At 68.0% G+C, this 24,129-nt stretch carries 15 protein-coding genes; 13 read left to right on the plus strand and 2 right to left on the minus strand.

From position 1 onward, the window contains the following. Positions 1 to 76 precede the first annotated feature (76 nt). From ABZ827_RS23970 to ABZ827_RS23990, 5 genes are all read left to right on the plus strand, one after another. Positions 77 to 1,588: a nitrate/nitrite transporter gene (locus ABZ827_RS23970; protein ID WP_357240579.1), complete on the plus strand. Its 1,512-nt coding sequence runs from the start codon at positions 77 to 79 to the stop codon at positions 1,586 to 1,588. A 24-nt stretch (positions 1,589 to 1,612) separates the two neighbouring features. Then, the gene (gene nirB, locus ABZ827_RS23975; protein WP_357240581.1) at positions 1,613 to 4,141 is read left to right on the plus strand and encodes a nitrite reductase large subunit NirB; all 2,529 of its coding nucleotides are present in this window, start codon (positions 1,613 to 1,615) and stop codon (positions 4,139 to 4,141) included. A gap of 174 nt (positions 4,142 to 4,315) precedes the next feature. Next, positions 4,316 to 4,714 carry a nitrite reductase small subunit NirD gene (nirD, locus tag ABZ827_RS23980; RefSeq protein ID WP_357240584.1) on the plus strand — a complete coding sequence of 133 codons (399 nt, stop codon included), beginning with the start codon at positions 4,316 to 4,318 and terminating at the stop codon, positions 4,712 to 4,714. Next, the gene (locus ABZ827_RS23985; RefSeq protein WP_357240587.1) at positions 4,711 to 5,934 is read left to right on the plus strand and encodes a uroporphyrinogen-III synthase; all 1,224 of its coding nucleotides are present in this window, start codon (positions 4,711 to 4,713) and stop codon (positions 5,932 to 5,934) included. Before nirD ends, ABZ827_RS23985 begins: the two co-directional genes overlap by 4 nt. Before the next feature lie 113 nt (positions 5,935 to 6,047). Continuing rightward, positions 6,048 to 6,941, plus strand: a complete 894-nt coding sequence (locus ABZ827_RS23990) for a sirohydrochlorin chelatase (protein WP_357240733.1) — start codon at positions 6,048 to 6,050, stop codon at positions 6,939 to 6,941. A 35-nt stretch (positions 6,942 to 6,976) separates the two neighbouring features. Here the strand turns inward: ABZ827_RS23990 and ABZ827_RS23995 are convergent, their stop codons facing one another. Further along, a complete protein-coding gene (locus tag ABZ827_RS23995; RefSeq protein ID WP_357240590.1) occupies positions 6,977 to 8,221 on the minus strand; it encodes an alcohol dehydrogenase catalytic domain-containing protein in 1,245 nt (414 codons plus the stop codon). Between the two features lie 106 nt (positions 8,222 to 8,327). Here ABZ827_RS23995 and ABZ827_RS24000 point away from each other — a divergent pair, with 106 nt between their 5' ends. The 4 genes from ABZ827_RS24000 (at position 8,328) to ABZ827_RS24015 (ending at position 15,543) form a co-directional block, all read left to right on the plus strand. Beyond that, entirely contained in the window at positions 8,328 to 8,960 is a 633-nt protein-coding gene (locus ABZ827_RS24000) for a TetR/AcrR family transcriptional regulator (protein WP_357240594.1), read from the plus strand. Between the two features lie 393 nt (positions 8,961 to 9,353). Next, complete coding sequence (locus ABZ827_RS24005) at positions 9,354 to 13,676, plus strand: AMP-binding protein (protein ID WP_357240597.1); 4,323 nt, start codon at positions 9,354 to 9,356, stop codon at positions 13,674 to 13,676. A 46-nt stretch (positions 13,677 to 13,722) separates the two neighbouring features. Then, the gene (locus ABZ827_RS24010) at positions 13,723 to 14,496 is read left to right on the plus strand and encodes a DUF6875 domain-containing protein (protein ID WP_357240600.1); all 774 of its coding nucleotides are present in this window, start codon (positions 13,723 to 13,725) and stop codon (positions 14,494 to 14,496) included. Between the two features lie 60 nt (positions 14,497 to 14,556). Next, a complete protein-coding gene (locus ABZ827_RS24015; protein WP_357240602.1) occupies positions 14,557 to 15,543 on the plus strand; it encodes an alpha/beta hydrolase family protein in 987 nt (328 codons plus the stop codon). A gap of 11 nt (positions 15,544 to 15,554) precedes the next feature. Here the strand turns inward: ABZ827_RS24015 and ABZ827_RS24020 are convergent, their stop codons facing one another. Then, entirely contained in the window at positions 15,555 to 16,214 is a 660-nt protein-coding gene (locus tag ABZ827_RS24020) for a hypothetical protein (protein ID WP_357240605.1), read from the minus strand. 586 nt (positions 16,215 to 16,800) lie between these two features. On the opposite strand from ABZ827_RS24020, the gene ABZ827_RS24025 reads away from it, so the two are divergent. The 4 genes from ABZ827_RS24025 (at position 16,801) to narI (ending at position 24,011) form a co-directional block, all read left to right on the plus strand. Then, positions 16,801 to 20,487: a nitrate reductase subunit alpha gene (locus ABZ827_RS24025; protein ID WP_357240736.1), complete on the plus strand. Its 3,687-nt coding sequence runs from the start codon at positions 16,801 to 16,803 to the stop codon at positions 20,485 to 20,487. Positions 20,488 to 20,613: 126 nt separating this feature from the next. Continuing rightward, positions 20,614 to 22,353 carry a nitrate reductase subunit beta gene (gene narH, locus ABZ827_RS24030; protein ID WP_357240739.1) on the plus strand — a complete coding sequence of 580 codons (1,740 nt, stop codon included), beginning with the start codon at positions 20,614 to 20,616 and terminating at the stop codon, positions 22,351 to 22,353. Positions 22,354 to 22,384: 31 nt separating this feature from the next. Further along, a complete protein-coding gene (gene narJ, locus ABZ827_RS24035) occupies positions 22,385 to 23,065 on the plus strand; it encodes a nitrate reductase molybdenum cofactor assembly chaperone (RefSeq protein WP_357240608.1) in 681 nt (226 codons plus the stop codon). 205 nt (positions 23,066 to 23,270) lie between these two features. Next, positions 23,271 to 24,011, plus strand: a complete 741-nt coding sequence (gene narI, locus ABZ827_RS24040) for a respiratory nitrate reductase subunit gamma (protein ID WP_357240611.1) — start codon at positions 23,271 to 23,273, stop codon at positions 24,009 to 24,011. Positions 24,012 to 24,129: the final 118 nt, after the last annotated feature.

The following is a 24,129-nucleotide window of genomic DNA, read 5'->3' on the forward strand; positions in this document are numbered from 1 at the left end:
ATTCGGTGGTCATTTTGGGCAGCATTGCGGCAATACCTGTTTCCTAACGTGGGGTCGAACCACGTTGGGAGGCCCCTTGAGCACACAGACAGAAAGCCGCCGCGGCGCCGTATCGGCGTTCTTCCGGCGGCCGAAACTGGAGCACTGGGACGCAGAGGACACCGCGGCCTGGGAGGCCGGCGGTAAGAAGATCGCCACGCGCAACCTGATCTGGTCGGTTGTCGCCGAACATATCGGATTCTCGATCTGGTCCATCTGGTCGGTGATGGTGCTGTTCATGCCGGCGGAGACCTACGGTATCGACGCGGCCGGCAAATTCTTCCTCGTCGCGGTACCGACCCTGGTCGGCGCGATCCTGCGTATCCCGTACACGGTCGCGACAGCCCGGTTCGGTGGTCGCAACTGGACGGTGTTCAGCGCCGCCGCGCTGCTGATCCCGACGCTGCTCACGCTCTACTTCGTGAACCAGCCCGGTACGTCCTATACGACCTTCCTGATCGTGGCGGCGTTCGCCGGTCTGGGCGGCGGCAATTTCGCCTCGTCGATGACCAATATCAACGCTTTCTACCCGCAGCGGCTCAAGGGCTGGGCCCTGGGAATGAACGCGGGTGGCGGCAATATCGGCGTGCCCGTCATCCAGCTGTTCGGTCTGCTGATCATCGCCGCACTCGGCAACGAATACGCCTCGGTTATCTGTGCGGCCTACCTGGTGCTGGTCGTCCTGGCCGGACTCGGGGCGGCGCTGTTCATGGACAATCTGCCGAATCAGAAGGCCGATCTGTCCTTTATGCTCACCGCGCTGAAAGTGCCGCAGTCCTGGGCGGTTTCGTTTCTCTATATCGGAACGTTCGGTTCGTTCATCGGTTACAGCTTCGCCTTCGGCCAGATCCTGCAGATCAGTTTCGTGGCCGGCGGGGCCACCGCCGCGGCGGCGACGCTGCATGCCGCGCAGATCGCGTTCATCGGGCCGCTGCTCGGATCGCTGGCCCGCCCGTACGGCGGCAAGCTCGCCGATCGGATCGGCGGCAGCAAGGTCACCCTGTTCACCTTCGCGGCCATGATGGTCGCGGCCGTTGTGGTGGCCGTCGCGTCGACGGTCGCCGACGGTTCCGATACCGGGTTCTCCGGCCCGGTGCTGGCGGTATTGGTGGCCGGGTTCGTGGCGCTGTTCATCCTGTCCGGTGTCGGCAACGGGTCGGTCACCAAGATCATCCCGTCGGTTTTCGACGCCAAATCCCGCAGTCTCGACGCCAGTCCCGCGGACCGTGCGGCCTGGGCCCAGAACACCTCCGGTGCGCTCATCGGATTCGTCGGCGCCATCGGCGCGCTGGGCGGTGTGGGCATCAACCTGGTGCTGCGGTCGTCGTACGCCTCGACACAGTCCGCGACCACCGCTTTCTGGGTGTTCATGGCGTTCTACATCGCCTGCGCCCTCGTCACCTGGACGGTGTTCCTGCGCCGTCCCGGCCGCCCGGTGGCCGACCGCGAAATCGTCGCCGCGGCCGAGGCCCTGGTCCGACGGGCCGAATCCGGCACCCGCACTACAGCCAAGCCCACCGAATCCCGGTCCGCCCGGTCGTCGGTCTGATACCGGATCTCCACGGAGGACACCATGAACGCACAGCGCAAAACAGTCGTCGTCGCCGGCCACGGCATGGTCGGGCACCGGTTCGTCGAGGCGCTCCGCTCCCGGGACGAGGCGGGTAGCTGGCAGGTCGTCGTGCTCGGCGAGGAGAAGCTGGCCGCCTACGACCGGGTCGGCCTGTCCTCCTATGTGGGCGCCTGGGATCCGGCGTCGCTGGCGCTACCGGGTAACGAGTACACCGGCGACGAGCTGGTGGATCTGCGCCTGGGGCAGCGTGCCGAGACGATCGACAAGGACGCGCAGAAGGTCACCACCACGGGCGGTGAGGTGCTCGATTACGACGCGCTCGTCCTGGCCACTGGTTCCTATCCGTTCGTGCCGCCCGTGCCGGGGCACGAACACCCGGAATGCTTCGTCTACCGCACTCTGGAAGACCTCGACGGCATCAAGGCCACCGCCGAGGCGGCCGGTCCGGGCGCACACGGTGTGGTCGTCGGCGGCGGTCTGCTCGGCCTGGAGGCGGCCAACGCGCTGCGGTTGCTCGGGCTGACTCCGCACGTGGTGGAGTACAACGACCGCCTGATGCCGGCGCAGGTCGACGAGGGCGGCGGCGCGATCCTGGAGAGCCTGGTCACCGATCTGGGGCTGCGGGTGCACACCGGGGTGGGCACCGCCGGTATCGAGCGCGCCGAGGAAGCCCGACCGGCCGAGCGGCTGCGGATCACGCTGTCCGACGATCAGGTGATCGACGCCGCCCTGGTGGTGTTCTCCGCGGGTATCCGCCCGCGGGACCAGATCGCGCGCGACGCGGGCCTCGAGGTGGGTCCGCGCGGCGGCATCATCACCGATCTGGGCCTGGCCACCTCCGATCCGAATATCTACGCGATCGGCGAATGCGCCGCGATCGAGGGCGTCTGCTACGGCTTGGTCGCCCCCGGCTACACCACCGCCGAGATCGTGGCCGACCGGCTGCTGGGCGGCGCCGGGGAGTTCCCGGGCGCCGATATGTCCACCAAGCTGAAGCTGCTCGGTGTGGATGTCGCCAGCTTCGGCGACGCCCACGGTAAGACCGAGGGCGCGCTGTCGGTGGTGCTGCACGACGCTGCCCGGGGCACCTACGCGAAACTGGTTATCTCCGACGACGCCCAGACTCTGCTCGGCGGGATCCTGGTGGGCGACGCCACCCAGTACGCCGCGCTGCGTCCGCTGGTCGGCCGGCCGCTGCCGGCCGAACCCGCGGCGCTGATCTCCCCGGCCGGCGCGGAACTGGGTGCGGACGCACTGCCCGACGAAGCGCAGATCTGCTCCTGCAACGATGTGAGCAAGGGCGCGATATGCGGTGCCATCGGCGAGGGCGCCTGCGATATCCCGGCTATCAAGGCGTGCACCAAGGCCGGTACCTCCTGCGGCGGCTGTGTGCCGATGATCAAGAAGGTGCTCGAACAGTCCGGCGTCGAGATGTCCAAGGCGCTGTGTGAGCATTTCGAGCAGTCGCGCGCCGAACTGTTCCAGATCGTGCAGGCCACCGGTATCCGCACCTTCTCCGAGCTGATCGCCCGGCACGGGAAGGGTTCGGGGTGCGATATCTGTAAGCCGACTGTCGCCTCCGTCCTGGCCTCCACCTCCAGCGATCACATTCTGGAAGGCGAACAGGCCGCGCTGCAGGACACCAACGACCACTTCCTGGCCAATATGCAGAAGAACGGCACCTATTCGGTGGTGCCGCGGATGCCGGGTGGTGAGGTGACGCCCGAGCAGTTGATCGTGATCGGTGAGGTCGCCAAGGAGTTCGGTCTCTACACCAAGATCACCGGCGGTCAGCGTATCGATCTGTTCGGCGCCCGGGTCGAACAGCTGCCGCTCATCTGGAAGCGCCTGGTGGACGCCGGAATGGAATCCGGGCATGCCTACGGGAAGGCGCTGCGCACCGTGAAGAGCTGCGTCGGCTCCACCTGGTGCCGCTACGGTCAGCAGGATTCGGTGGGGATGGCCGTGCTGCTGGAGAAGCGCTACCGTGGTCTGCGGTCGCCGCACAAGCTGAAGCTGGCCGTTTCGGGCTGCGCCCGCGAATGCGCCGAGGCCCGCGGCAAGGACGTGGGTGTGATCGCCACCGAGAACGGCTGGAACCTCTACGTCGGCGGCAACGGCGGCCTGACCCCGAAACACGCGGTGCTGCTGGCGGGCGATCTCGACGACGAGACACTGATCTCCTATATCGACCGCTATCTGATGTTCTACGTCCGCACCGCGGATCGGCTGCAGCGCACCGCACCGTGGCAGGAGGACCTCGGTATCGACTATGTCCGCGAGGTGGTCTGCGAGGACAGTCTCGGGATCGCAGCCGACCTGGAAGCGGCCGTGCAAGCGCATGTGGCCGGCTACCGCGACGAATGGGCCGCGGTGCTCGACGACGAGCAGAAGCTGTCGCGCTTCGTCTCCTTCGTCAACGCCCCTGCCGAAGCTGATCCGACCATCTCGTTCGACGACAGCGGCGAACGCAAGGTTCCGGTGCTGCTCGGCCTGCCGGGCATGCCCGTGGGCAGCAAAGGAGCGTAGGCGCGGAGTCGTGGCGGCGCTATCGCTACGAGTGGGAAATGACGGCTTAACCGCCAGGAAACAGGACGTCGGTACCAATGGGTAAGGCATGTGGAGGAGACCAGCGATGAAGCGATACCTCCACCGGCGCCGCGGCCTCCGACGGCCATATGTACCGCCTTCGAAGGAGGCATCATGACAATTGTCGATACACCCGGAGTTGCCCCGGCCACCACCCGGTGGACGCAGGCCTGCCGACTCGACTATCTGATCCCCGGACGCGGAGTCGCGGTGCTTTTGCCCAATGGTGAGCAGGCCGCGCTGTTCCTGCTGCCCGAGGGCACGCTGTTCGCGGTCGGCAATATCGACCCCTTCGGCCGCGCGGCGGTGATGTCGCGCGGGATCGTCGGCGACCGCGGCGGTGAGCCGGTGGTCGCGTCGCCGTTGCTGAAGCAGGCGTTCTCGTTGCTCGACGGGCGGTGCCTGGACAACGACACCACGTCGCTGCCGGTATATTCCGTACGCGTGGACGACGGACTCGTCTCGATCTCCGATGAACCCGCCATCGTGGCCACGAGCGGCATTCCGGTATGACGGTCCCGGATACGAGCGCCCCGCTGGCCGGATTCACCATCGGCATCACCGCAGCCCGGCGCGCCGAGGAATTCGCGACCCTGCTCACCCGCCGAGGTGCGGCGATCGTGTCCGCGCCGGCCATCCGGATCATCCCGCTGGCCGACGACACCGAACTCCAACGGGTGACTGAGGAGCTTGTCGCCGCCCCGCCGCGGATCGCCGTGGCGACCACCGGTATCGGATTCCGGGGCTGGATGGAGGCCGCCGAGGGCTGGGGGCTGGCCGAGCAACTGCGCTCCACCCTGGGCGGTACCCGCATGCTCGCCCGCGGTCCCAAGGCCAAGGGAGCCATCCGGGCCGCGGAACTCCGTGAGGAGTGGTCGCCGGCCTCCGAATCCTCGGCGGAGGTCCTGGACCATCTGCTCGCCGAAGGGGTCGAAGGGGTGCGGATCGCGGTCCAGTTGCACGGCGCGACCACCGAATGGGAACCGATCCCGGACTTCTGTGAGGTGCTGCGCTGCGCGGGCGCGGATGTGGTGCCGGTGCCGGTGTACCGGTGGGAACCGCCGGCCGATCGCGGCCCGATGGACAATATGATCGAGGCCATTGTCACCTCCGCGATCGACTGTGTGACCTTCACGAGTGCTCCGGCGGTGGCGTCGATGCTGATGCGCGCCAAGGAAACCGGTGTGTTGGAGGGGCTGCTGCACGCCCTGCGCAGCCGGGTCCCGGCGGCCTGCGTCGGCCCTATCACCGCGGCGCCACTGGAGGAACTCGGCGTGCCGGTCACCATGCCCGGCCGGGCGCGGCTGGGTGCTCTTGCCCGCCATGTGGCCGAGGAGCTGCCGCGCCGCGCCGGCCGGATCAACGCCGCGGGTCACACCATCAGCGTGCGCGGTGCGTGCGTGGTGGTGGACGGCACGGTGAAACAGCTGGCACCCGCACCGATGGCGCTGATGCGTTCGCTGGCCCGGCATCCCGGTCGTGTCGTCTCCCGGGAGGATCTGCTGGCCGCCCTGCCCGGTGGTGGCGACGATACGCACGCGGTGGAGACCGCGATCGCCCGTTTGCGGGCGGGGCTGGGAGCGCCGAAGGCGATCCAGACGGTGGTCAAACGGGGCTACCGGCTGGCGATGGATCCCGCCGAATGTACCGACAACAATGCCGAACCCACCGTGCCGCCGGCCGCAGTTCCGGCCCGTAACACCCGCTATGTGCGGACGGTGGTGCCCGGGTGACCGCGCCGGAGGCGCCCGGATCAGGTCGGCAGGAGGCGCCTGGGCCGGGTCGGCCGGAGGTTCCCGCGCTGGTCCTGGTGGCGCACGGAACCCGCAGCGGTAAGGGGGTCGAGATGATCGCCGCGCTGGCCGAGGCGGTGGGTCGTGAATTGGGTCGTCGGCCGGACGGATCCGGGACGGGTTGCGCACACGGCTCTGCCGGTGGGGCGAGTAACCGGGATCGGCGGGCGGCGATCCTTCCCGGCGCGCACGGGTTCCCGGGGTGCGGTTGTATCGCCGAACCACCTTCGGAACCGGCCACCACCGGTGCGCCCGCTGTGGGCGCGGTGGTTCGCACGGCGTTCGTCGACGTTCTCGGTCCCGCGCCGTCGGAAGTGCTGCGCGACCTCACCGCGAGGTCCGAGAACTCGGCGAATCCTGTTCCGGCCGTGGTTGTTCCGGCATTCCTGGCTTCGGGGTACCACGTCTATCAGGACGTACCGAGGGAAGTGGGCGACAGCGCTCATCCCGCGGTGACGGTTACGCCCGCGATGGGCCCCGACCCGGCGCTGGCCCGGATCATGGCCGTGCGGTTGCGCGCGGCCGGCTGGAATCCGGGCGATGCCGTGGTCTTCGCGGCGGCCGGCTCCTCGGACCCGCGCGCCCGCGCCGATGTACGCCGGGCCGCCGCCATGCTGACCGCGCAACTCGCGACACCCGTACGTACGGCGTATGTCGCCACAGGCGCGCCGCGGGTCCCCGAGGTGGTGGCGCGACTGCGCGCGGAGGGGCAGGAACGGGTGTTCATCGCGTCGTACCTCTTGGCGCACGGTCTGTTCCACGAACGCCTCCAGCGGGTCGGCGCGACCGGGGTCGCCGATCCGATCGGCGTGCACCCCGCCGTGGTCCGGTTGATCGCGGACCGCTACCGCGCCGCCGTCCGGGAACAGTCCGGCCGGTTCGCGCGGAGGTCGGCGGGATCCGGCGGGTACAGCGCGCAACGGCCGGGCGCCGGTTCGCGCGCCTGACCGGATCGCCGTACTCTCCGGCCGGATAACGGCACTCAGGCTGTCAGGATGGTTTTGATCGCGTCACCGTGGCAGTGCTCCCGCAGTGCCTCCGGCGCATCGTCGAATCCGGCGACCAGCGTTGTCACCAGTTCCGGCCGGAGCCGGCCGGTGGCCATGAGGTCGAGTACATCGGGCATCACGGCGCGGACATGGCTGCGCCCGACGTGCAGGGTGACGTTGCGGACGTAGCCCGCCGCCAAGGGGATACTCGCCCGGCGATGCAGCGACCACACACAGGTGCAGATCCCGTCGGGCGCCGTATGCGCCAGTACTCGCCGAAGGCCCCGGGGTGTGCCCGTGCTGTCGACCGTCAGCGGGGCCGTGGGCCAGGACCGGTGCCGGCGCGGATCCAGGGCTCGGACACCGAGCGATTCGGCACGTGCACGCACCGCGGCGCGGCCGTCGACAACGCTGATATTCCGGGCGCCGAGGGCACGGGCGATCTGGGCCGCGTAGAGCGGCGTGCTGGAGGTGAGCGGGTTGTGGCTGTCGATCCGGCCGACGATGAGGACTTCGGCATCGGGGTCGGTGGCGAGCAGACCCGGTAGATGTGGCGCGACCTGACGGTAGGCATCGCAGATGTTGTCGCCGACCCCGGCCGCGGCCGCCGGCTCGACACCGCCGGGCAGGGGAACCAGCATGGCGTCGGCGTACGGGACGGCGAGGAGATCTGCCAGTGCTCCGCCCCAGAGCCCGCCGGTGATCCCGAATCCGTACATCGCGGCCGGCGGCACCGAACGGCAGCTTCCGGTGAAACCCGCGCGGCACGCCTGGCATCGGCCGCAGCTGATCTGGAACGGCACCACTACTCGATCTCCGACGTGTATCGAGGTCACCGCGTCGCCGATATCGGTGACCTCGGCGACGCATTCGTGCCCGAGATGCAGTGGTAACGGAAATGGGGTGCGGCCCAGCATCATTGCGCGATCCAAATCGCAGGTGGCGACCGCGATGGGGCGGACCAGGGCGCCCTCCGGGCCGGGCAGTCCGGGTTCCGGTACGGATCGCCAGCGCAGTCGCCCGCCGGGTGCGGCGACGAGACCGCGCATCCGCCGGCGACCCGCGCGCCGAACCCCACGGGCGACCTCGGTGATCCGGTCGACGCGTGGCCTGACGTCGCGGTCCAGGGGCAGGCGGGCGGCCGACAGTGCGTTGGGGGTCAGTAGCGCGGCGTAATGCAGGAAACCGGGGCGGGCCCGCACGGTGGATTCGGTCGATTCTGCTGTATTGGCCGTCATCGGTATGCCTTCCGGTGTCGACGCGGCGACCGCGCACATGCCGGGCGTTTCAGGAACTGCGTGGTTCCAGTTTCCTGACGGGAATGAGCTGTGTCAACATCCAGATATGTCGAGCCCATCGCGCGCATATCGAGGAGCCGCGGCGCACGAACGTGTCGCGGCCCGGCGCGAGCGCCTGATCGACGCGGGTATCGACCTTTTCGGCACCGTCGGGCACCGCAGCACTACGATCGAACAGATCTGCGCGCAAGCGGGGTTGTCCAAGCGCTACTTCTACGAATCGTTCTCCGACAGTGAAGCTCTGTTGCTGGCCTGCTATCAGCGGTGCGCCGGTGAGATCCATCAGGAGATGGTCGACGCGGTAATCGCCGCACCCGACTCGATGGGCGCGCGACTGCACGCGGCACTGGCCGGATATTTCGGCGCGATCGACAACGATCCCAGGCACGCCCGGATCACCCTGCTGGAAATCCTCGGTGTCAGCGCATCGATCGATACGGCATACGCCGCGCAGACAGAACGTTTCGGGACCTCGGTGCGAGCGCTGGCCGATGAGGCGTTCTCGGTGTGCCCGCTACCGCCGGCGCAGCTGCAGATCATTGCCGAGGGCATCATCGGCGCCATCACCACCGTCGCCACCCAGTGGCTGCTCGACGATCGCCGCCGCGCTCGCGACCAGGTGGTCGCGGCGACCCAGGTTCTCGTGCTCGCCGTCCTGGAGCGGCTCGAATCGTATTGAACGTTCCACCGGACCACGGCCTGAAATGCGCTGTGTCTCGGCAGGCGGCGAGGCGTCCGGGTCCCGGTGTTACCCGATGGTGACGAGGCGGGTGTGGCCGCGGGGTTCGTCGATATCGGCGGTGCTCGTATCCACTCGTCGTGCGTATAAGGGTATCGGCGCGGCCCCGGCCGGCGGGCCGGGAATCCGGCTGTTGTCCGCCGGTGATATCGCCCGTGCCATCGGTACGCGGGATACCTGTCTTGCGCGGCTCGGCAGGCGTAGTGTTCGGCCAAGGTGATTTCCGCAGGTAGGCGTAGTGGCCGGGTCAGTTGCCCCGACGATGCGTGGATATAGGTGTTGCGCGCTGTACCGTGCCGGAGCCGACCGGACGACGCAGGAGGCGCGGTCGAGGTGACATACCAGGGAACGGAACCGGATCTTCTTCCGCTGTCGGCCGCCCAGTTGCGCTGGTGGGTGGCCCAGCAGTTGTACCCGGATATTCCGAACACCGTGGCGATGTACCTGGACCTGTGCGGACCGCTCGAGGTCGAATTGATGCGCGCGTGCGGCCGCCGGGCCGCCCGGGAGATCGAATCACCCTGTGTCCGGGTGATTTCGGTGGATGGCGCGCCCCGGCAGCAAATGCTCGCGGACGCGGACCTCGAGTTCGCCGTTCGCGACTTCACCGGCCGTCCGGATCCGGTAGCCGAGGCACTCAGGGGTATGGAGGAAGACCATTTCACACCTCTCGATCCGCGGACCGACGCGCTCACCGTCGCGATCCTGTACCGGGTGTCAGCCGACCGGCACCTGCTGTATCTGCGCAGTCACCATCTGGTTCTCGACGGCGTGGGTGCCGTCGCGCTGCTGCGCCGCACCGGGGAGCTCTACCGGGCCGCGGTCACCGGCACCGAGCCGGAGGGGCCCGGCGGACTGGACACCGCGGGGTTGCTCGCCGCGGAAGATGCCTATCGCAGGTCGGCACGGGTCGCCGCCGATCGGGAGTACTGGTTGTCCGCACTGTCCGGTCTGGCCGAGCCGCTGGGGCTGGCCGGGCATCACGCGGCGCCCCGGACGCGACCCCATCGCGTCTCGGCCCTGCTGGAACCGGGGACAGCGGGCTCGATCGCGGTGGCCCGCACCCGGCACGGCGCCACCTTCGGGGAACTGCTGATCGCGGCATTCACCTGCTATTTCTCCCAGCTCACCGGGAACGACGATCCCGTCGTGGCGCTGCCGGTACCGGCTCGCACCACCGCCGTATTGCGCCGCTCCGGTGGGTCGGTGGCGAATGTGGTGCCGTTGCGGCTGACCGATATCGCGCGGGGGAGCGTCGGCGCCGCGCTCACCGAGGTCCGGGCGAAAATCCTTGCGGCGCTGCGTCATCAGCGATATCCGTACGAGGATATCCAGCGTGACCGGGGGGACGGCCGGGTGGAACGCGGCGGGTTCGGGCCGGCGATCAATGTGCTCGGGTTCGTGGAACCGATGCGGCTGGGTCCGCTCACCGGGCACGCGCAGCTGCTGTCGTCGGGTCCGGTGGAGGATCTGCTGGTCAACGTCTACCAGCTGGGGCCCGACGAGCGCACCATCAGTATCGACTTCCACGGCAACCCCGCCCGGTACAGCGCCGCGACCCTCGCCTGGTACCACCGGGGATTCCTGGCCTACCTCGACCGCTTCCTCGCCGCCGCACCCGGCGACCTCGTCGCATACCTCGAGGTGCCCGTCGGCACGGCGGGCGCGGCGGGTTCCGCGGCCGGACCGCCCGAAAGTCCGCGCGGGCAGGACCTCCGTGCGGGAATGCCGTCGGCAGCCGGGACGCTGCTACCGGAGATCCTGCGCGCGGGGATGCGTTCGGTGCATCGGGAGACGGTCGCGATCAGCGATGCGACCCGGTCTCTGACGTATCGGCAACTGGACGATCTGGCCCGCGGCTGGGCCCGGGAATTGGCCGAATGCGGTGCGGGCCCGGGGGTGCCGGTAGCGGTGGTGATACCGCGCTCGATCGAATCGGTGGTCGCGATCTGGGCGGTCGCCACCTCGGGTGCCTACTTCGTGCCGATCGATCCCGCCGATCCGCCGGATCGAATCGCGACGGTCCTGACAGCGGGGCTAATTCGGTTGGGGCTCACTGTTGCGGGGGCGCGGCCGGCACTGCCCGGAGCCGACGACGTTCGCCCAGCCGGCGCCGGGAACGGAGAAGTCGCCGGGCGGATATGTTGGCTGGAGGTGGATGGTGCTGCCGGAGCGGGCTCGAACGGTTCCGGCGCAGCGGGGCGGTCAGTGGCGGGAGATCGCTATGAGACGGTCGTTCGTCCGCGTGAAATACCGTATGCCGCAACTGATCACGCATCAGACTGGGCTGAACGGCCGGTGTCCGGGCCGGGGCCGAACGGCGTGGCCGGAGCGGACGGCGGCACCGGAGCCGGGAAGCCCGGCCCGGCATCGGGGACGCGGCCGGGTGCCCGGGGAGAGGAAGCCGGGAAGAGTCAGGTCCCCTGGGCGCAATTGCGCCCGGATCATCCCGCTTACCTGATCCATACGTCGGGTACTACCGGTACGCCGAAGGGGGTGGTCGTGGGTCACCGGGGGCTGGGCATGCTCGCCGAGTACATTGTCGATCATTACGGGGTAGGAACGGATTCCGTTGTCCTGCACGCACATTCTCCTGCCTTCGACGCTCACCTGCTGGAGTTGCTCGCCGCGTTCGCGGCCGGGGCGCGGCTGGTCGTCGCCCCGCCCGGGGCAGCGGTGGGTGGACAGCTCGCCGACCTGATCCGGACGGCCGGTATCACCCATCTGCTCAGCACTCCCGCCGCACTCGGCACGCTCGATCCGGCCGAGCTGCCGAGCCTGCGGGCGGTGGTGACCGGTGGCGAGACCCCGTCCGCCGAACTCGTGCGTCGCTGGGCGCCGCGGGTGCGGTTGTACAACGGCTACGGTCCGACCGAGGCGACCGTGATGACGACGCAGAGCGATCCGCTGCCGCCGGACGATCCGGTCCTGGTCGGACCCACACTGCCCGGTGTCCGCGCGCGACTGCTGGAGCGGCGGCTGCGGACCGTGCCGGTGGGGGGACGCGGTGAACTGTATGTCGGCGGCCCCGGGGTGGCGCTCGGCTATCTGCACGATCCGGCGTCGACCGCGGCCCGATTCGTCGCCGATCCGGCGGGTACCGGTGAGCGGCTGTACCGGACTGGGGATCTGCTGCGTGCCGATCCCGGTGGCTACGAGTACCTGGGCCGGGTCGATCGGCAACTCACCCTGCACGGCCGCCGGGTCGAACCCGGTGAGATCGAATCGGCGCTGACCGCGTGCCCCGAGATCGCCCAGGCAGTGGTGACGGTCGCGGGTGGACCGGGACCGGGTGCCCGCCTGATCGGCTACGTCGTTGTCGCGGCGGGCCGCCGGTTCGATCCGGTCGTCACGCTGCGCCGGCTGCGCGGTGCGCTGCCCGCCGCGCTGGTCCCGGCGGTGGTGGTGGAGATCGATCGGATTCCGCTGACCGCCAACGGGAAACTGGACCGCGACCGGCTGCCCGAACCGGTGCTGCCGCGCGCCTATCGCGCACCGGAGACCGGCCCGCAGCGGCTCGTCGCGGAACGAATCGGCCGCACCGTCGGCCGGCCGGATGTCGGCCTGGACGACGATTTCTTCGCCCTGGGCGGTAATTCGCTACTGGGTGTGGCTCTTTCGGCCGACCTCGCCGAGGCGACGGGCGTGCCGGTCACCGTGCGCTGGTTGTACACGACGCCGGCGGTGGTGGATCTGGCCGACCGTATCGCGAGCTATCCGACGGCCGCTGCCGCGCGACCCGGGACGACTGCGGCGGGTGCCGGAATCGACGGATCGCCCGCCGCGGCGTCGCCGTATTCGGGAAACGGATCGGTGAACGGTCACAGTTTCGAGCCCGCGGCGACGGAAGGACTGGAGATTCTTCTTCCGTTGCGCCGCAGCGGTTCTCGTCCGCCGCTGTTCTGTTTCCATTCCGCCGTGCCGCTGGCATGGTGCTACGCGGGATTGTCCCGCTGGATCGACGACCGTCCGGTCTACGGGGTCCAGTCGCCGGTGCTCACCTCCGGCGAACCGGATATCACCACGGCCGGCGCCCTCGCCGATCGCTATGTACGGGAGATCCTGCGCGTCCAGCCCGAGGGTTCTTACCAGCTGCTCGGCTGGTCGCTCGGCGGCCAGCTGGCCCATGCCGTCGCGGTGCGGTTACGCGATCTCGGCCGCACGGTCTCCCTGCTGGCGATGCTGGACAGTGTCGTCTTCCCGGAGGATTCGCCGCCACCGCCCCGTCCGCGGATGCGGGATCTGCTGACGCATCTGCTCGGCGACGAACCCGATGAGGATCAGGTCGCGCGGGCCCCGGAACTCACCGCCACCGAGGCTGCCGCGCAATTGGCGGCCGCGGGCGCCACACTGGGCACCGGTTTGACCGCGGACCAGCTGGACCGCCTGCATCGGGCCTATATCTCCGGAGTCGAGGTATCGGCCCGTTACCGGCCCCGGGTGTTCGACGGCGACCTGCTGTACTTCTCGGCGACCCGCGGTATGACCGAACTCCTCGACGCGCGGCTGTGGCGACCGTATATCGCCGGTGAGCTGATCGAGCACCCGGTGGACGCCGCCCACGGGCAGTTGACCAATCCCGAGGTCGTCGCGGTGATCGGCCCGATTCTGGCCCGGCATCTGGCGCGGCTCGCCGAAACGGTGGCCGGCCGATGATGCGATATCTGCGCCGACCACCTGTACCTGCTTCGAAGGAGGCTTTGTGACCGGGTACCGCGCCATGATCCCGCCGGTGACAGGGTGGGTGCCGCCCCCGGCTCCGGCCGAGGTGCCGCTGCCTGCGCATATCGGCCCGCGCACGGGCTGGTTGTGGCGGGATGTCTACAAGGACTCCGCGCGGTGGTCCCGTGATTTTCCCGACGCCGAGGTGCTCACACACTGGATCGCCGACCATCTCCTGCACCCGCACCCCGAGCTCGGCCGGGAAGGTCCGGTATGCCCGTTCATGCGGCAGACCGCGGCGCGGCACGCCCTCTGGGCGGCCGTAGTTCCCGGCGGCGACGACCTCACCCTCGAGGAGATATCGGATGTGGTCCGCGATGCGCACGAGCTCTACAACCAACTGCGAGCGAGCGAAACCGACGCCCGGTGGCTGGCCTCGGTGACGGTTTTCCCGGACCTCGTCCGGTACGACAGGATCGACACCGCGCACCGCCGCCACAAGTCCGATCTGGTGCGTGACGGCCTGATGCTCGGCCAGTTCTATCCGGGCTGCCGGGTGCCGGGTTTGTGGAACGCCGCCTTCCACCCGCTGGACGCACCGCTGCCGATGCTGGTGATCCGCCCCATGATGACCACCGACTATCCGTTCCTGGTCGCGCGCACCGACTGGCTGTACGCGTATTTCAGCAAGATCGCGCCGCAACTGCCGCGGGCGCTGCGGTGGTCGATCGCCGAGCGGATGCGGGTGCCCGAGATGAACGCGGGGGCGATCACCGCGTTGCGGGTACATGCCCGCGACGAATACGCCGGATGATTGCCGCCGGGCCGGTGATTTGCCACCGGACCGGGTTTGCGACGTGGTAGAAACCTCGGCATGTACCGGCTGCCGCGTTGCCTGGTGTACCTGTTCACGCTGTGTTTCGCGCTGATACCGGCCGGAATCGCGGTGGGGCCCGCGGCCGCGGAGGGGCCCACCCGGATTCTGGATGTGCGCCCGCTCGGGGGTCGGCAGTTCGAGGTGGTGGTGCATTCGGCCGCCATGGACAAGCCGATCACCCTGTGGATGTCACATCCCGGTGCCGGCGCTCCGGCGCTGTACCTGCTCAACGCCGTCGACGGCGGTGAAGACGGGGGCCCGTGGATGCGGCGTACCGATGTGGCGGAATTCTTCGCCGATAAACCGGTGAATGTGATCGTGCCGATGGGCGGCCGGGCCAGCTACTACACCGACTGGATCGCCGACGACCCGGCGCTGGGCCGCAACAAATGGGAAACCTTCCTCACCCGCGAATTGCCGCCGCTGCTCGACGCACGGTTCGGGATGACCGGCCGCAACGCGGTGGCCGGTCTGTCGATGTCGGCGACCTCGGCGCTGAACCTGGCGATCCACACGCCCGGCCTGTACCGGGCCGTCGGTGCGTACAGCGGCTGCACCCGGACCAGTGATCCGATCGCCCGCGCGATCGTGTACTCACAGCTTGCGCCGTTCGGCGCGAACGCCACCAATATGTGGGGCGGGCCCGGCCATCCGGCCTGGCTGGACAATGATCCGATGCTGCACCTGGACCGGTTGCGGGGGACGGCGCTCTATATCTCCTCCGGTACCGGCGGTCCGGGCGAGCACGAGGTACTGAATTCGCGCGGGGTCGACGGCGATCCGCTGCGGCTGGCGGACCGGATGCTCGTCGGGGGTGCCATGGAATCCGTCGTCAACGCCTGCAGCGGCCCGCTGGCCGCCGCCCTGGCCGCCCAGGGGATCCCGGCGACCGTGAACTTCCATCCGGGCACCCACGCATGGGCGTACTGGCAGGACGATCTGCACCGGTCCTGGCCGGTTTTCGCGGGTGCTCTCGGGGTCTGAGCCGGCCCGGATCAGACTCGGTACCAGATGAACGGATCATCACGGGTGGGGCCGTACCGGTCGATCTGGTCGAAGAGCCAGGCAGCGGGTTCCACGATCGCGCTGCGGCCTTGTGCGTCGTCGTAGGCGACCAGGATGCCGATGAACGCGGCATGGCCGTCGGAGGTCTGGCGGTAGACCACGGCCCCGGAATCGCCGCCCTCGGCGCCCAGCGCGTCTGTCGCGTAGAGCCACTCCTCGGTGGCTTCGGTGATCTTTCCGCAGCTCCACCCGGTGGTGGCACCGAGCTTACAGATCTCTTGTCCCAGTTGGGGTTTCATATCCATGGTGGACAGCCCGAACTGCCCCATGGAGGCGGTGACGCCGATACCGTCGTACAGCCGGATCAGCGCGAAGCCGAATTTCAGGCCCTCGTCCGGGCGGTTGAATTCGAACCAGCCGATCGGGTTTCCGTGCGCGTCCGTGACGATGCCGGGGTGGTAGCAGTGGCCGGCGGTCACCGCGTACCGGGCCGATCCGATCGACCCGGTGAGTCCGATCGTGCAGCGGTTGACGACCGATTTCCCGTCGGCGATGGCGGTGTGCCGGATCTCCATACCGGGATGGACGGTCACGTTCGGTGTGCTCTGCGCGGCCGGCCCGGGCAGCAGCGCCGTTCCGGCCGCTGTCACCAATGCCACCGCGAGCGCGGTGGTTATCCGCTTCCGCCTGCGACCCCGTCGGCAATCGCTGAACATCGTGTACCTCGAATGTGCTCGAGCGACCGCCGATGCGGTCGGATCGGGCAGTCAGCGTAGACGATCCCTGTCCGGGGCCGGTGCGGTCGCCTTCCCAGGCCCAGGAAGCGCCGCCGCGCCGCGCTCAGCAGTGACGACGGCCACTCCGGTATCTGTAAACAAATGTAAACCGCCGGAGAAGCGCCGATTTCCGAAGTCTCACCGTGCTGCCCCGATCGGGCCCGCCGTGGCGCGGATCAGCGGCCGGCACCCCTGTTTTCCCTGGTGGTTCTTCCTACCGCCGAGGTCGCGACCGGGCCCGCCGTGACCGTCGGATTGCGGTGACCTCACAGCTCACCACCTGGCCTTTTTCGTTGTGAGAAGGCCGTTTGGCCTGGTCCGGCGGCGTCCTTACAGTCGAACACATCAGCCCGATCTCACCGCTTGCAGAAAAGGGGGCGTCGTGGTTGTTTCACGTACTCCGGGCTCGCCGCATACCGCTTCGGACACCCGTCCCGGCGACCCGGGCGCCGGCGACGCATTGCTGCGGCTGGGGAAATACTTCCAGCGCGGCGAGGTTTCCGCCGACCATCGCACGGTGCACAAGGTCGGTGGCCGCAGTGCCGACGAGTTCTACCGCGACCGCTGGTCGCACGACAAGGTGGTGCGGTCCACCCACGGGGTGAACTGCACCGGTTCGTGCTCCTGGAAGATCTACGTGAAAGACGGTGTGATCACCTGGGAATCGCAGCAGACCGACTATCCGTCGGTGGGGTCGGACAAACCCGAATACGAGCCCCGCGGCTGCCCGCGCGGCGCGTCGTTCTCCTGGTACACCTACTCGCCGGCCCGGGTCCGGTACCCGTACGTGCGGTCCACGCTGCTGGAGCTGTACCGGGAGGCCAAACAGAAACTCAAGGATCCGGTGCTGGCCTGGGCCGATATCGTCGAGGATCCGGTACGCGCCCGGAAATACAAGACGGCCCGCGGTAAGGGCGGGTTCGTCCGCGCCGAATGGTGGGAGGCCGCCGAGATCGCGGCCGCGGCCCATGTGCACACCATCAAGCGGTACGGCCCGGACCGGGTCGCGGGTTTCTCCCCGATTCCGGCGATGTCCATGGTCAGTCATGCGGTCGGGGCCCGGTTCATCTCGCTGCTCGGCGGGTCGATGCTGTCCTTCTACGACTGGTACGCCGACCTCCCGGTGGCGTCGCCGCAGGTATTCGGCGATCAGACCGATGTGCCGGAATCGGCGGACTGGTTCGACGCCGGATACCTGATCATGTGGGGTTCCAACGTCCCGGTGACCCGCACCCCGGACGCCCACTACATGACCGAGGCCCGCTACCGCGGCCAGAAGGTCGTGGTGGTGTCGCCGGACTACGCCGACAACACCAAGTTCGCCGACGAATGGGTGGCCGCCCGGCCGGGGACCGACGCCGCGCTGGCCATGGCCATGGGTCACGTTGTGCTGCGGGAATTCTTCGTCGACCGGAGTACGCCGCGGTTCCTCGACTATGTCCGCAAGTACACCGACCTGCCGTTCCTGATCACGGTGGAGGAAGGCGCGGACGGGGTCGCGGTGCCGGGGAAGTTCCTCACCTCCGCCGATCTGGGCAACGAGGACGAGGGCGCGGAATTCCGGACCGTGCTGCTGGATTCCGACGGTGCGCCGGTGGTGCCGAACGGATCGCTGGGGGATCGGTTCGGCGAGAACGGGGCCGGGCGCTGGAATCTGGATCTCGGGGGCGTCGAGCCGCTCCTGACGCTGTACGGCCGTACCGACTCGGGTGGGAGCAGGGTGGGGTCGGACACAGTTGCGGCCGTACAGTTTCCCCGGTTCGATACCGATACCCCGGGTGTGCTGACGCGTGGTGTGCCGACCACGGTGGTCGCCGGGAAGCGGGTCACCACCGTCTTCGATCTGCTGCTGGCGCAGTACGCCGTGGGCCGCCCGGGGCTGCCCGGCACCTGGCCCACCGGCTACGACGACGCCACCGAGCCGTACACACCCGCCTGGCAAGAGGCCATCACCGGCGTCCCCGCTGTTCAGGCCCGGCGGATCGCGCGGGAATTCGCCGATAACGCCGAGCGTTCCGGCGGCCGGTCGATGATCCTGATGGGCGCCGGGACCAACCACTGGTTCCACTCCGACGAGATCTACCGCTCGTTCTTCACGCTGACCCTGCTCACGGGCTGCCAGGGTGTGAACGGTGGCGGCTGGGCCCACTATGTGGGCCAGGAGAAATGCCGCCCGGTGACCGGGTGGTCCACCCTCGCCTTCGGCCTGGACTGGCAGCGCCCGCCGCGGCAGATGCAGGGCACGATCTTCTGGTACCTCACCAACGACCAGTGGCGCTACGACCCGTTCACCGCCGACGCCTTCTCCTCGCCCCTGGGCAGCGGTAAATTCGCGGGCCGCACGGCCGCCGATAATATCGCGCTGGCGACCCGGCTGGGCTGGATGCCGTCGTACCCGACCTTCGACCGCAATCCCCTGGACCTGGCCGACGAGGCCGAAGCCGCCGGACGCTCGGCGGCCGAGCATGTGGTCGGCGGACTGAAATCCGGCGATCTGCGTTTCGCCTGCGAGGATCCCGACGCCCCGGAGAACTTCCCCCGGGTGCTGACGGTGTGGCGGGCCAACCTGCTCGGCTCCTCCGGCAAGGGCAACGAATACTTCCACCGGCATCTGCTCGGCGCGGACTCCAATCTGCAGACCGACGACACCACCGGGATCCGGCCCGAGGAACTCGTCTGGCGCGACGAAGCCGCCACCGGCAAACTGGATCTGCTGCTGTCGCTGGATTTCCGGATGACCAGCACCACGCTGTTCTCCGATATCGTGCTCCCGGCCGCCACCTGGTACGAGAAACACGATCTGTCCTCGACGGATATGCACCCGTTCGTGCACGCCTTCACCCCGGCCATCTCGCCGCCGTGGGAGGCCAAAACCGATTTCGAGGCGTTCCACCGGATCGCCCGCGGTTTCTCCTGGCTCGCCGAGAAACATCTCGGTGTCCGCAAGGATATCGTCGCGGTACCGCTGCAGCACGATTCACCGGACGCCATGGCGCAGGCCGGTGGCCGGGTGCTGGACTGGAAAGCCGGGGAGTGCGAACCGGTCCCGGGTAAGACCATGCCGAAGCTGGTGGTCGTCGAACGGGACTACCCGAAGATCGCCGAGAAGATGGCCGCGCTGGGGCCGCTGGTCGATTCGCTCGGCGTCACGACGAAGGGGGTCGCCACCCATCCCGGCGCCGAGGTCGAATATCTCGCGGGGATTAACGGAACGGTTGTGTCGGGGGTGGCGCAGGGCCGGCCGTCGCTGGCCAAGGACAGCCAGGCCGCCGAAGCGATCCTGGCGTTGTCGGGTACCACCAACGGCCGCCTCGCGGTGGAGGGTTTCCATGCTCTCGAACGCCGCACCGGTACCGAACTGGCCGATCTGGCGGCCGAACACGAGGGCAAGCGGATCACGTTCGCCGACACTCAGGCCCGTCCGGTACCGGTGATCACCTCGCCGGAATGGTCGGGCAGCGAAACCGGCGGCCGCCGGTATTCGCCGTTCACCATCAACACCGAACGGCTCAAACCGTGGCATACGCTCACCGGCCGCCAGCATTTCTATCTGGATCACGACTGGATGATCGAGCTCGGTGAGCAGTTGCCGACCTTCCGGCCACCACTGGATATGACCGCGTTGTTCTCCGAACCGGGAGTCGGCGAGGTGGGCGATCACGGCGTCACCGTCCGGTACCTGACCCCGCATTCCAAATGGTCGATCCACTCCGCCTACCAGGACAACCTGCACATGCTGACCCTCTCCCGTGGCGGGCAGACCATCTGGATGTCGGAAAAGGACGCCGCCAAGATCGGGGTCGCCGACAACGACTGGATCGAGGCGATCAACCGCAACGGTGTGGTGGTGGCCCGCGCCATCGTCTCGCACCGGATGCCCGAGGGCACCGTGTTCATGTACCACGCGCAGGACCGGGCGGTGGACGTCCCGCGGATCGAGGGAACCGCGGGAGACGGCGCCGCCTTCAAGGGCAAGGGTAAACGCGGCGGTATCCACAATGCGCTGACCCGGATCATGATCAAACCCACGCATCTCATCGGCGGCTACGCCCAGCAGTCGTTCGCGCTGAACTACCACGGCCCCACCGGTAACCAGCGCGACGAGGTCACCACGATCCGCCGCCGCAGCCAGAAGGTCGAGTACTGACGTGATCGGGTCGAGCGCGGAGAAAGTAGCGCAGTGTAATCACGTAGCGGTCCCGGTCACGTCGAAAAAGGCACTGATGCGCCGCCCCCGAGCTACCCGCGACAACGGAGGATTCCTATGCGTGTGATGGCGCAAATGGCCATGGTCATGAATCTGGACAAATGCATCGGCTGCCACACCTGCTCGGTGACCTGCAAACAGGCCTGGACCAACCGCGGTGGCACCGAATACGTCTGGTTCAACAATGTGGAAACCCGGCCCGGACAGGGTTATCCGCGGCAGTACCAGGATCAGGAGAAATGGAAGGGCGGCTGGACGCTCGACAAACGCGGCAAGCTCACCCTGAAATCGGGGTCGCGGTTGAAGCGGCTGCTCAATATCTTCGCCAACCCGGATCTGCCGACCATCGAGGACTATTACGAGCCCTGGAGCTACGAATACGACAATCTGCTGTCCTCCCCGGCCATCGACACCACCCCGGTCGCCCGGCCGAAATCGCTGATCACCGGTGACGATACGAAGGTCACCTGGGGTGCGAACTGGGACGACGATCTGGGTTCCGGGCCGGAACAGGTCGCCAAGGATCCGCTGCTGTCCCGGGTCTCCGAGCAGGTGAAGCTCGAATTCGAAGAGACCTTCATGTTCTACCTGCCGCGCATCTGCGAGCACTGCCTGAACCCGTCGTGTGCGGCCTCGTGCCCGTCCGGCGCGATCTACAAACGCGCCGAGGACGGGATCGTCCTGGTGGACCAGGACAAATGCCGCGGCTGGCGGCAGTGCATGACCGGCTGCCCGTACAAGAAGATCTACTTCAACCACAAAACCGGTAAAGCCGAGAAATGCACGTTCTGCTATCCGCGGGTGGAGGTCGGCATTCCGACAGTGTGCTCGGAAACCTGCGTCGGCCGGCTGCGCTATATCGGTGTCATGCTCTACGACGCGGACGCGGTTCTCGAGGCGGCGTCGGTCACCGAGGACAAGGATCTTTATCCCAGCCAGCTCGGGGTCTTCCTGAATCCGCACGATCCGCGCGTCGTCGCCGAGGCGGAACGCGCCGGGATCTCGCCGGAATGGATTCAGGCCGCACAGGATTCACCGGTCTACAAACTCATCGTCGACTACCAGATCGCACTGCCGCTGCATCCGGAATACCGCACCATGCCGATGGTCTGGTATGTACCGCCGCTGTCGCCGGTGGTGGATGTGCTGTCCGGAACCGGGCACGACGGCGAGGACCACGCGAACCTTTTCGGCGCCATCGACGCGCTGCGGATCCCGGTGGAGTACCTGGCCGAACTGTTCACCGCGGGTGAAGTCGGCCCGGTGCGCGCGGCGTTGCAGCGGCTCGCCGGGATGCGCGCGTTCATGCGGTCGATCAATCTCGGGCAGGAACCGGACCCGGCGATCGCGCCCTCGGTGCGGCTGCAACCGGAGGAGATCGAGGCCATGTACCGGCTGCTCGCGATCGCGAAATACGAACACCGCTATGTGATCCCGACCGGCGCGGGCGCCCAGGCCCACGAACTGGACTCGCTCGCGACCGGCTGCAGCCTGGACAACGACGGTGGGCCGGGGATGACCGCCTTCGATCAGATGGTCGAGAAGTTCCATCTCACGGATTCCAATAGTGCCGCGCCGGAAGATAAGTCAGGCCGGATCAATCTGCTCGACTGGGACGGGAAGAGTTCCGAGGGACTGGTGCCGGTCAACGGGAACGGGTCCGGCGGGCACGCCGCGGCGAACGGTAACGGCAGCAACGGATCGTCCACCGGTGCGCCGAAACCGGGCAACGGATCGTCCGGCAACGGTTCCGCGGTGAACACGAACGGCGACAGCGCGCCGCGGACCTCGGAGGTCGGCCGGTGACGGGCCCGGCGCTCGGCGAGCGGAGCGCACGATGGCTCTCCTGAAACTCCGCCGCCGGCCCGAACCCGCGGTCGCGATGAGCGAACGGGATCGCCGGCTCGTATGGCGCACCGCCGCCCTGCTGCTCGACTATCCCGCCACCGCCACGATCACCATGCTCGACCAGGTCACCGCGGCGGTAGACGAGCTGCCGGAACCGATCCGCGCCCACCTATCGGAATTCTGCGAACACCTGCGCGTCACCCCGCAGCTGGACCTGGCCGCGCACTACGTCGAAACCTTCGATATGCGCCGCCGCGCCAGCCTGCACCTCACCTTCTACGCCTACGGCGACACCCGCAAACGCGGTATGGCGCTGCTGCGGTTCAAACACGCCTATCGCCACGCCGGTGTCGAACTCGGCGACAGCGAACTCCCCGACCACCTGCCGGTGCTCCTGGAATTCGCCGCCACCGTCGACCCGGTCGGCGGGGAACGGCTTCTCGGCGAACACGTCCCGGTGATCGAGCTACTGCGGTTGTCACTGTCCGACGCCGGCTCGCCCTATGCCGGTGTCCTGGCCGCCGTGGTGGCGACCCTGGCCCCGCCGACCACCGCGGACCGGCGCAAGATCGCCGAACTCGCCGCGCAGGGCCCACCCGAGGAAGAGGTCGGCCTGGAACCTTTCGCCATGGACCCGGCGATGCCGGACCGATCGGAAGGCCGCCGATGATGCGATACCTCCGCCTTCGCTGCGGCCTCCGCGTACCGGATGTACCTGGTTCGAGGAGGCAGCCCGATGAAGCGATATCTCTGTTTGCGCTTCGGTCTCGGCGTACCGGATGTACCGGTTCCGCGGAGGTCGGCCCGGTGATGCGATACCTCCGTACGCACTCCGCCGCCCGCGGACCACATGAACCTGCTCCGAGGAGGGCCCAGTGACGACTTTTTTGTGGATGAGCCTGCCCTATGTGGCATTCACGTCCTTCGTACTGGGCCATATCTGGCGCTACCGCAACGACCAGTTCGGCTGGACCACCCGCTCCTCACAGATCTACGAATCCCGGCTGCTGCGTATGGGCAGCCCGCTGTTCCACTTCGGCATGCTCGGTGTGTTCTTCGGGCACGTACTCGGTGTACTGATCCCCGAATCCTGGACCGCGGCCGTGGGTATCAGCGAGCACGTCTATCACCTGGTATCGGTGACCGCGGGCTCGGCAGCCGGCCTCATGGTGATCGCCGGTATCGGCATCCTGCTGTACCGGCGTTTCACCGTTCCCGCCGTCCGCAAGGCGACCACCACCAACGACAAGTTCATGTACCTCCTGCTGGCCGGCGCCCTGATCACCGGCCTGCTGAACACCATGGGCAGCAACCTGCTGTGGGGCACCTACAACTACCGCGAAACCGTCTCCCCGTGGTTCCGCAGCCTCTTCTCCCTCAGCCCGCAACCGGAACTGATGGTCGGCACCCCCTGGACCTTCCAAGCCCACGGCCTGTTCGTGCTCGCCCTGGTAGCGGTCTGGCCCTACACCCGCCTGGTCCACATGTTCTCGGCCCCGGTCGGCTACCTGGTCCGCCCCTACGTCGTCTACCGCAGCAAGGAAATCGCGGGCCCCGACAAACGCCGCTACGCCCGCGCCTGGGAAGCCCCGGTCACCCCGGAACGCTGGCGCTGAGCAAACGTCGGTGCCACGGGCCGGGCGCGGACAAGAACGGGTGCAGCTGCTCAGTCGGCGGTGATTCGAGATCTGTTCTTCTGACTGGAGCACCTTGACGTCAGAAAACAGAGGCATC

It is taken from the genome of Nocardia sp. NPDC019395, assembly GCF_040632335.1.
Taxonomy (GTDB): domain Bacteria; phylum Actinomycetota; class Actinomycetes; order Mycobacteriales; family Mycobacteriaceae; genus Nocardia.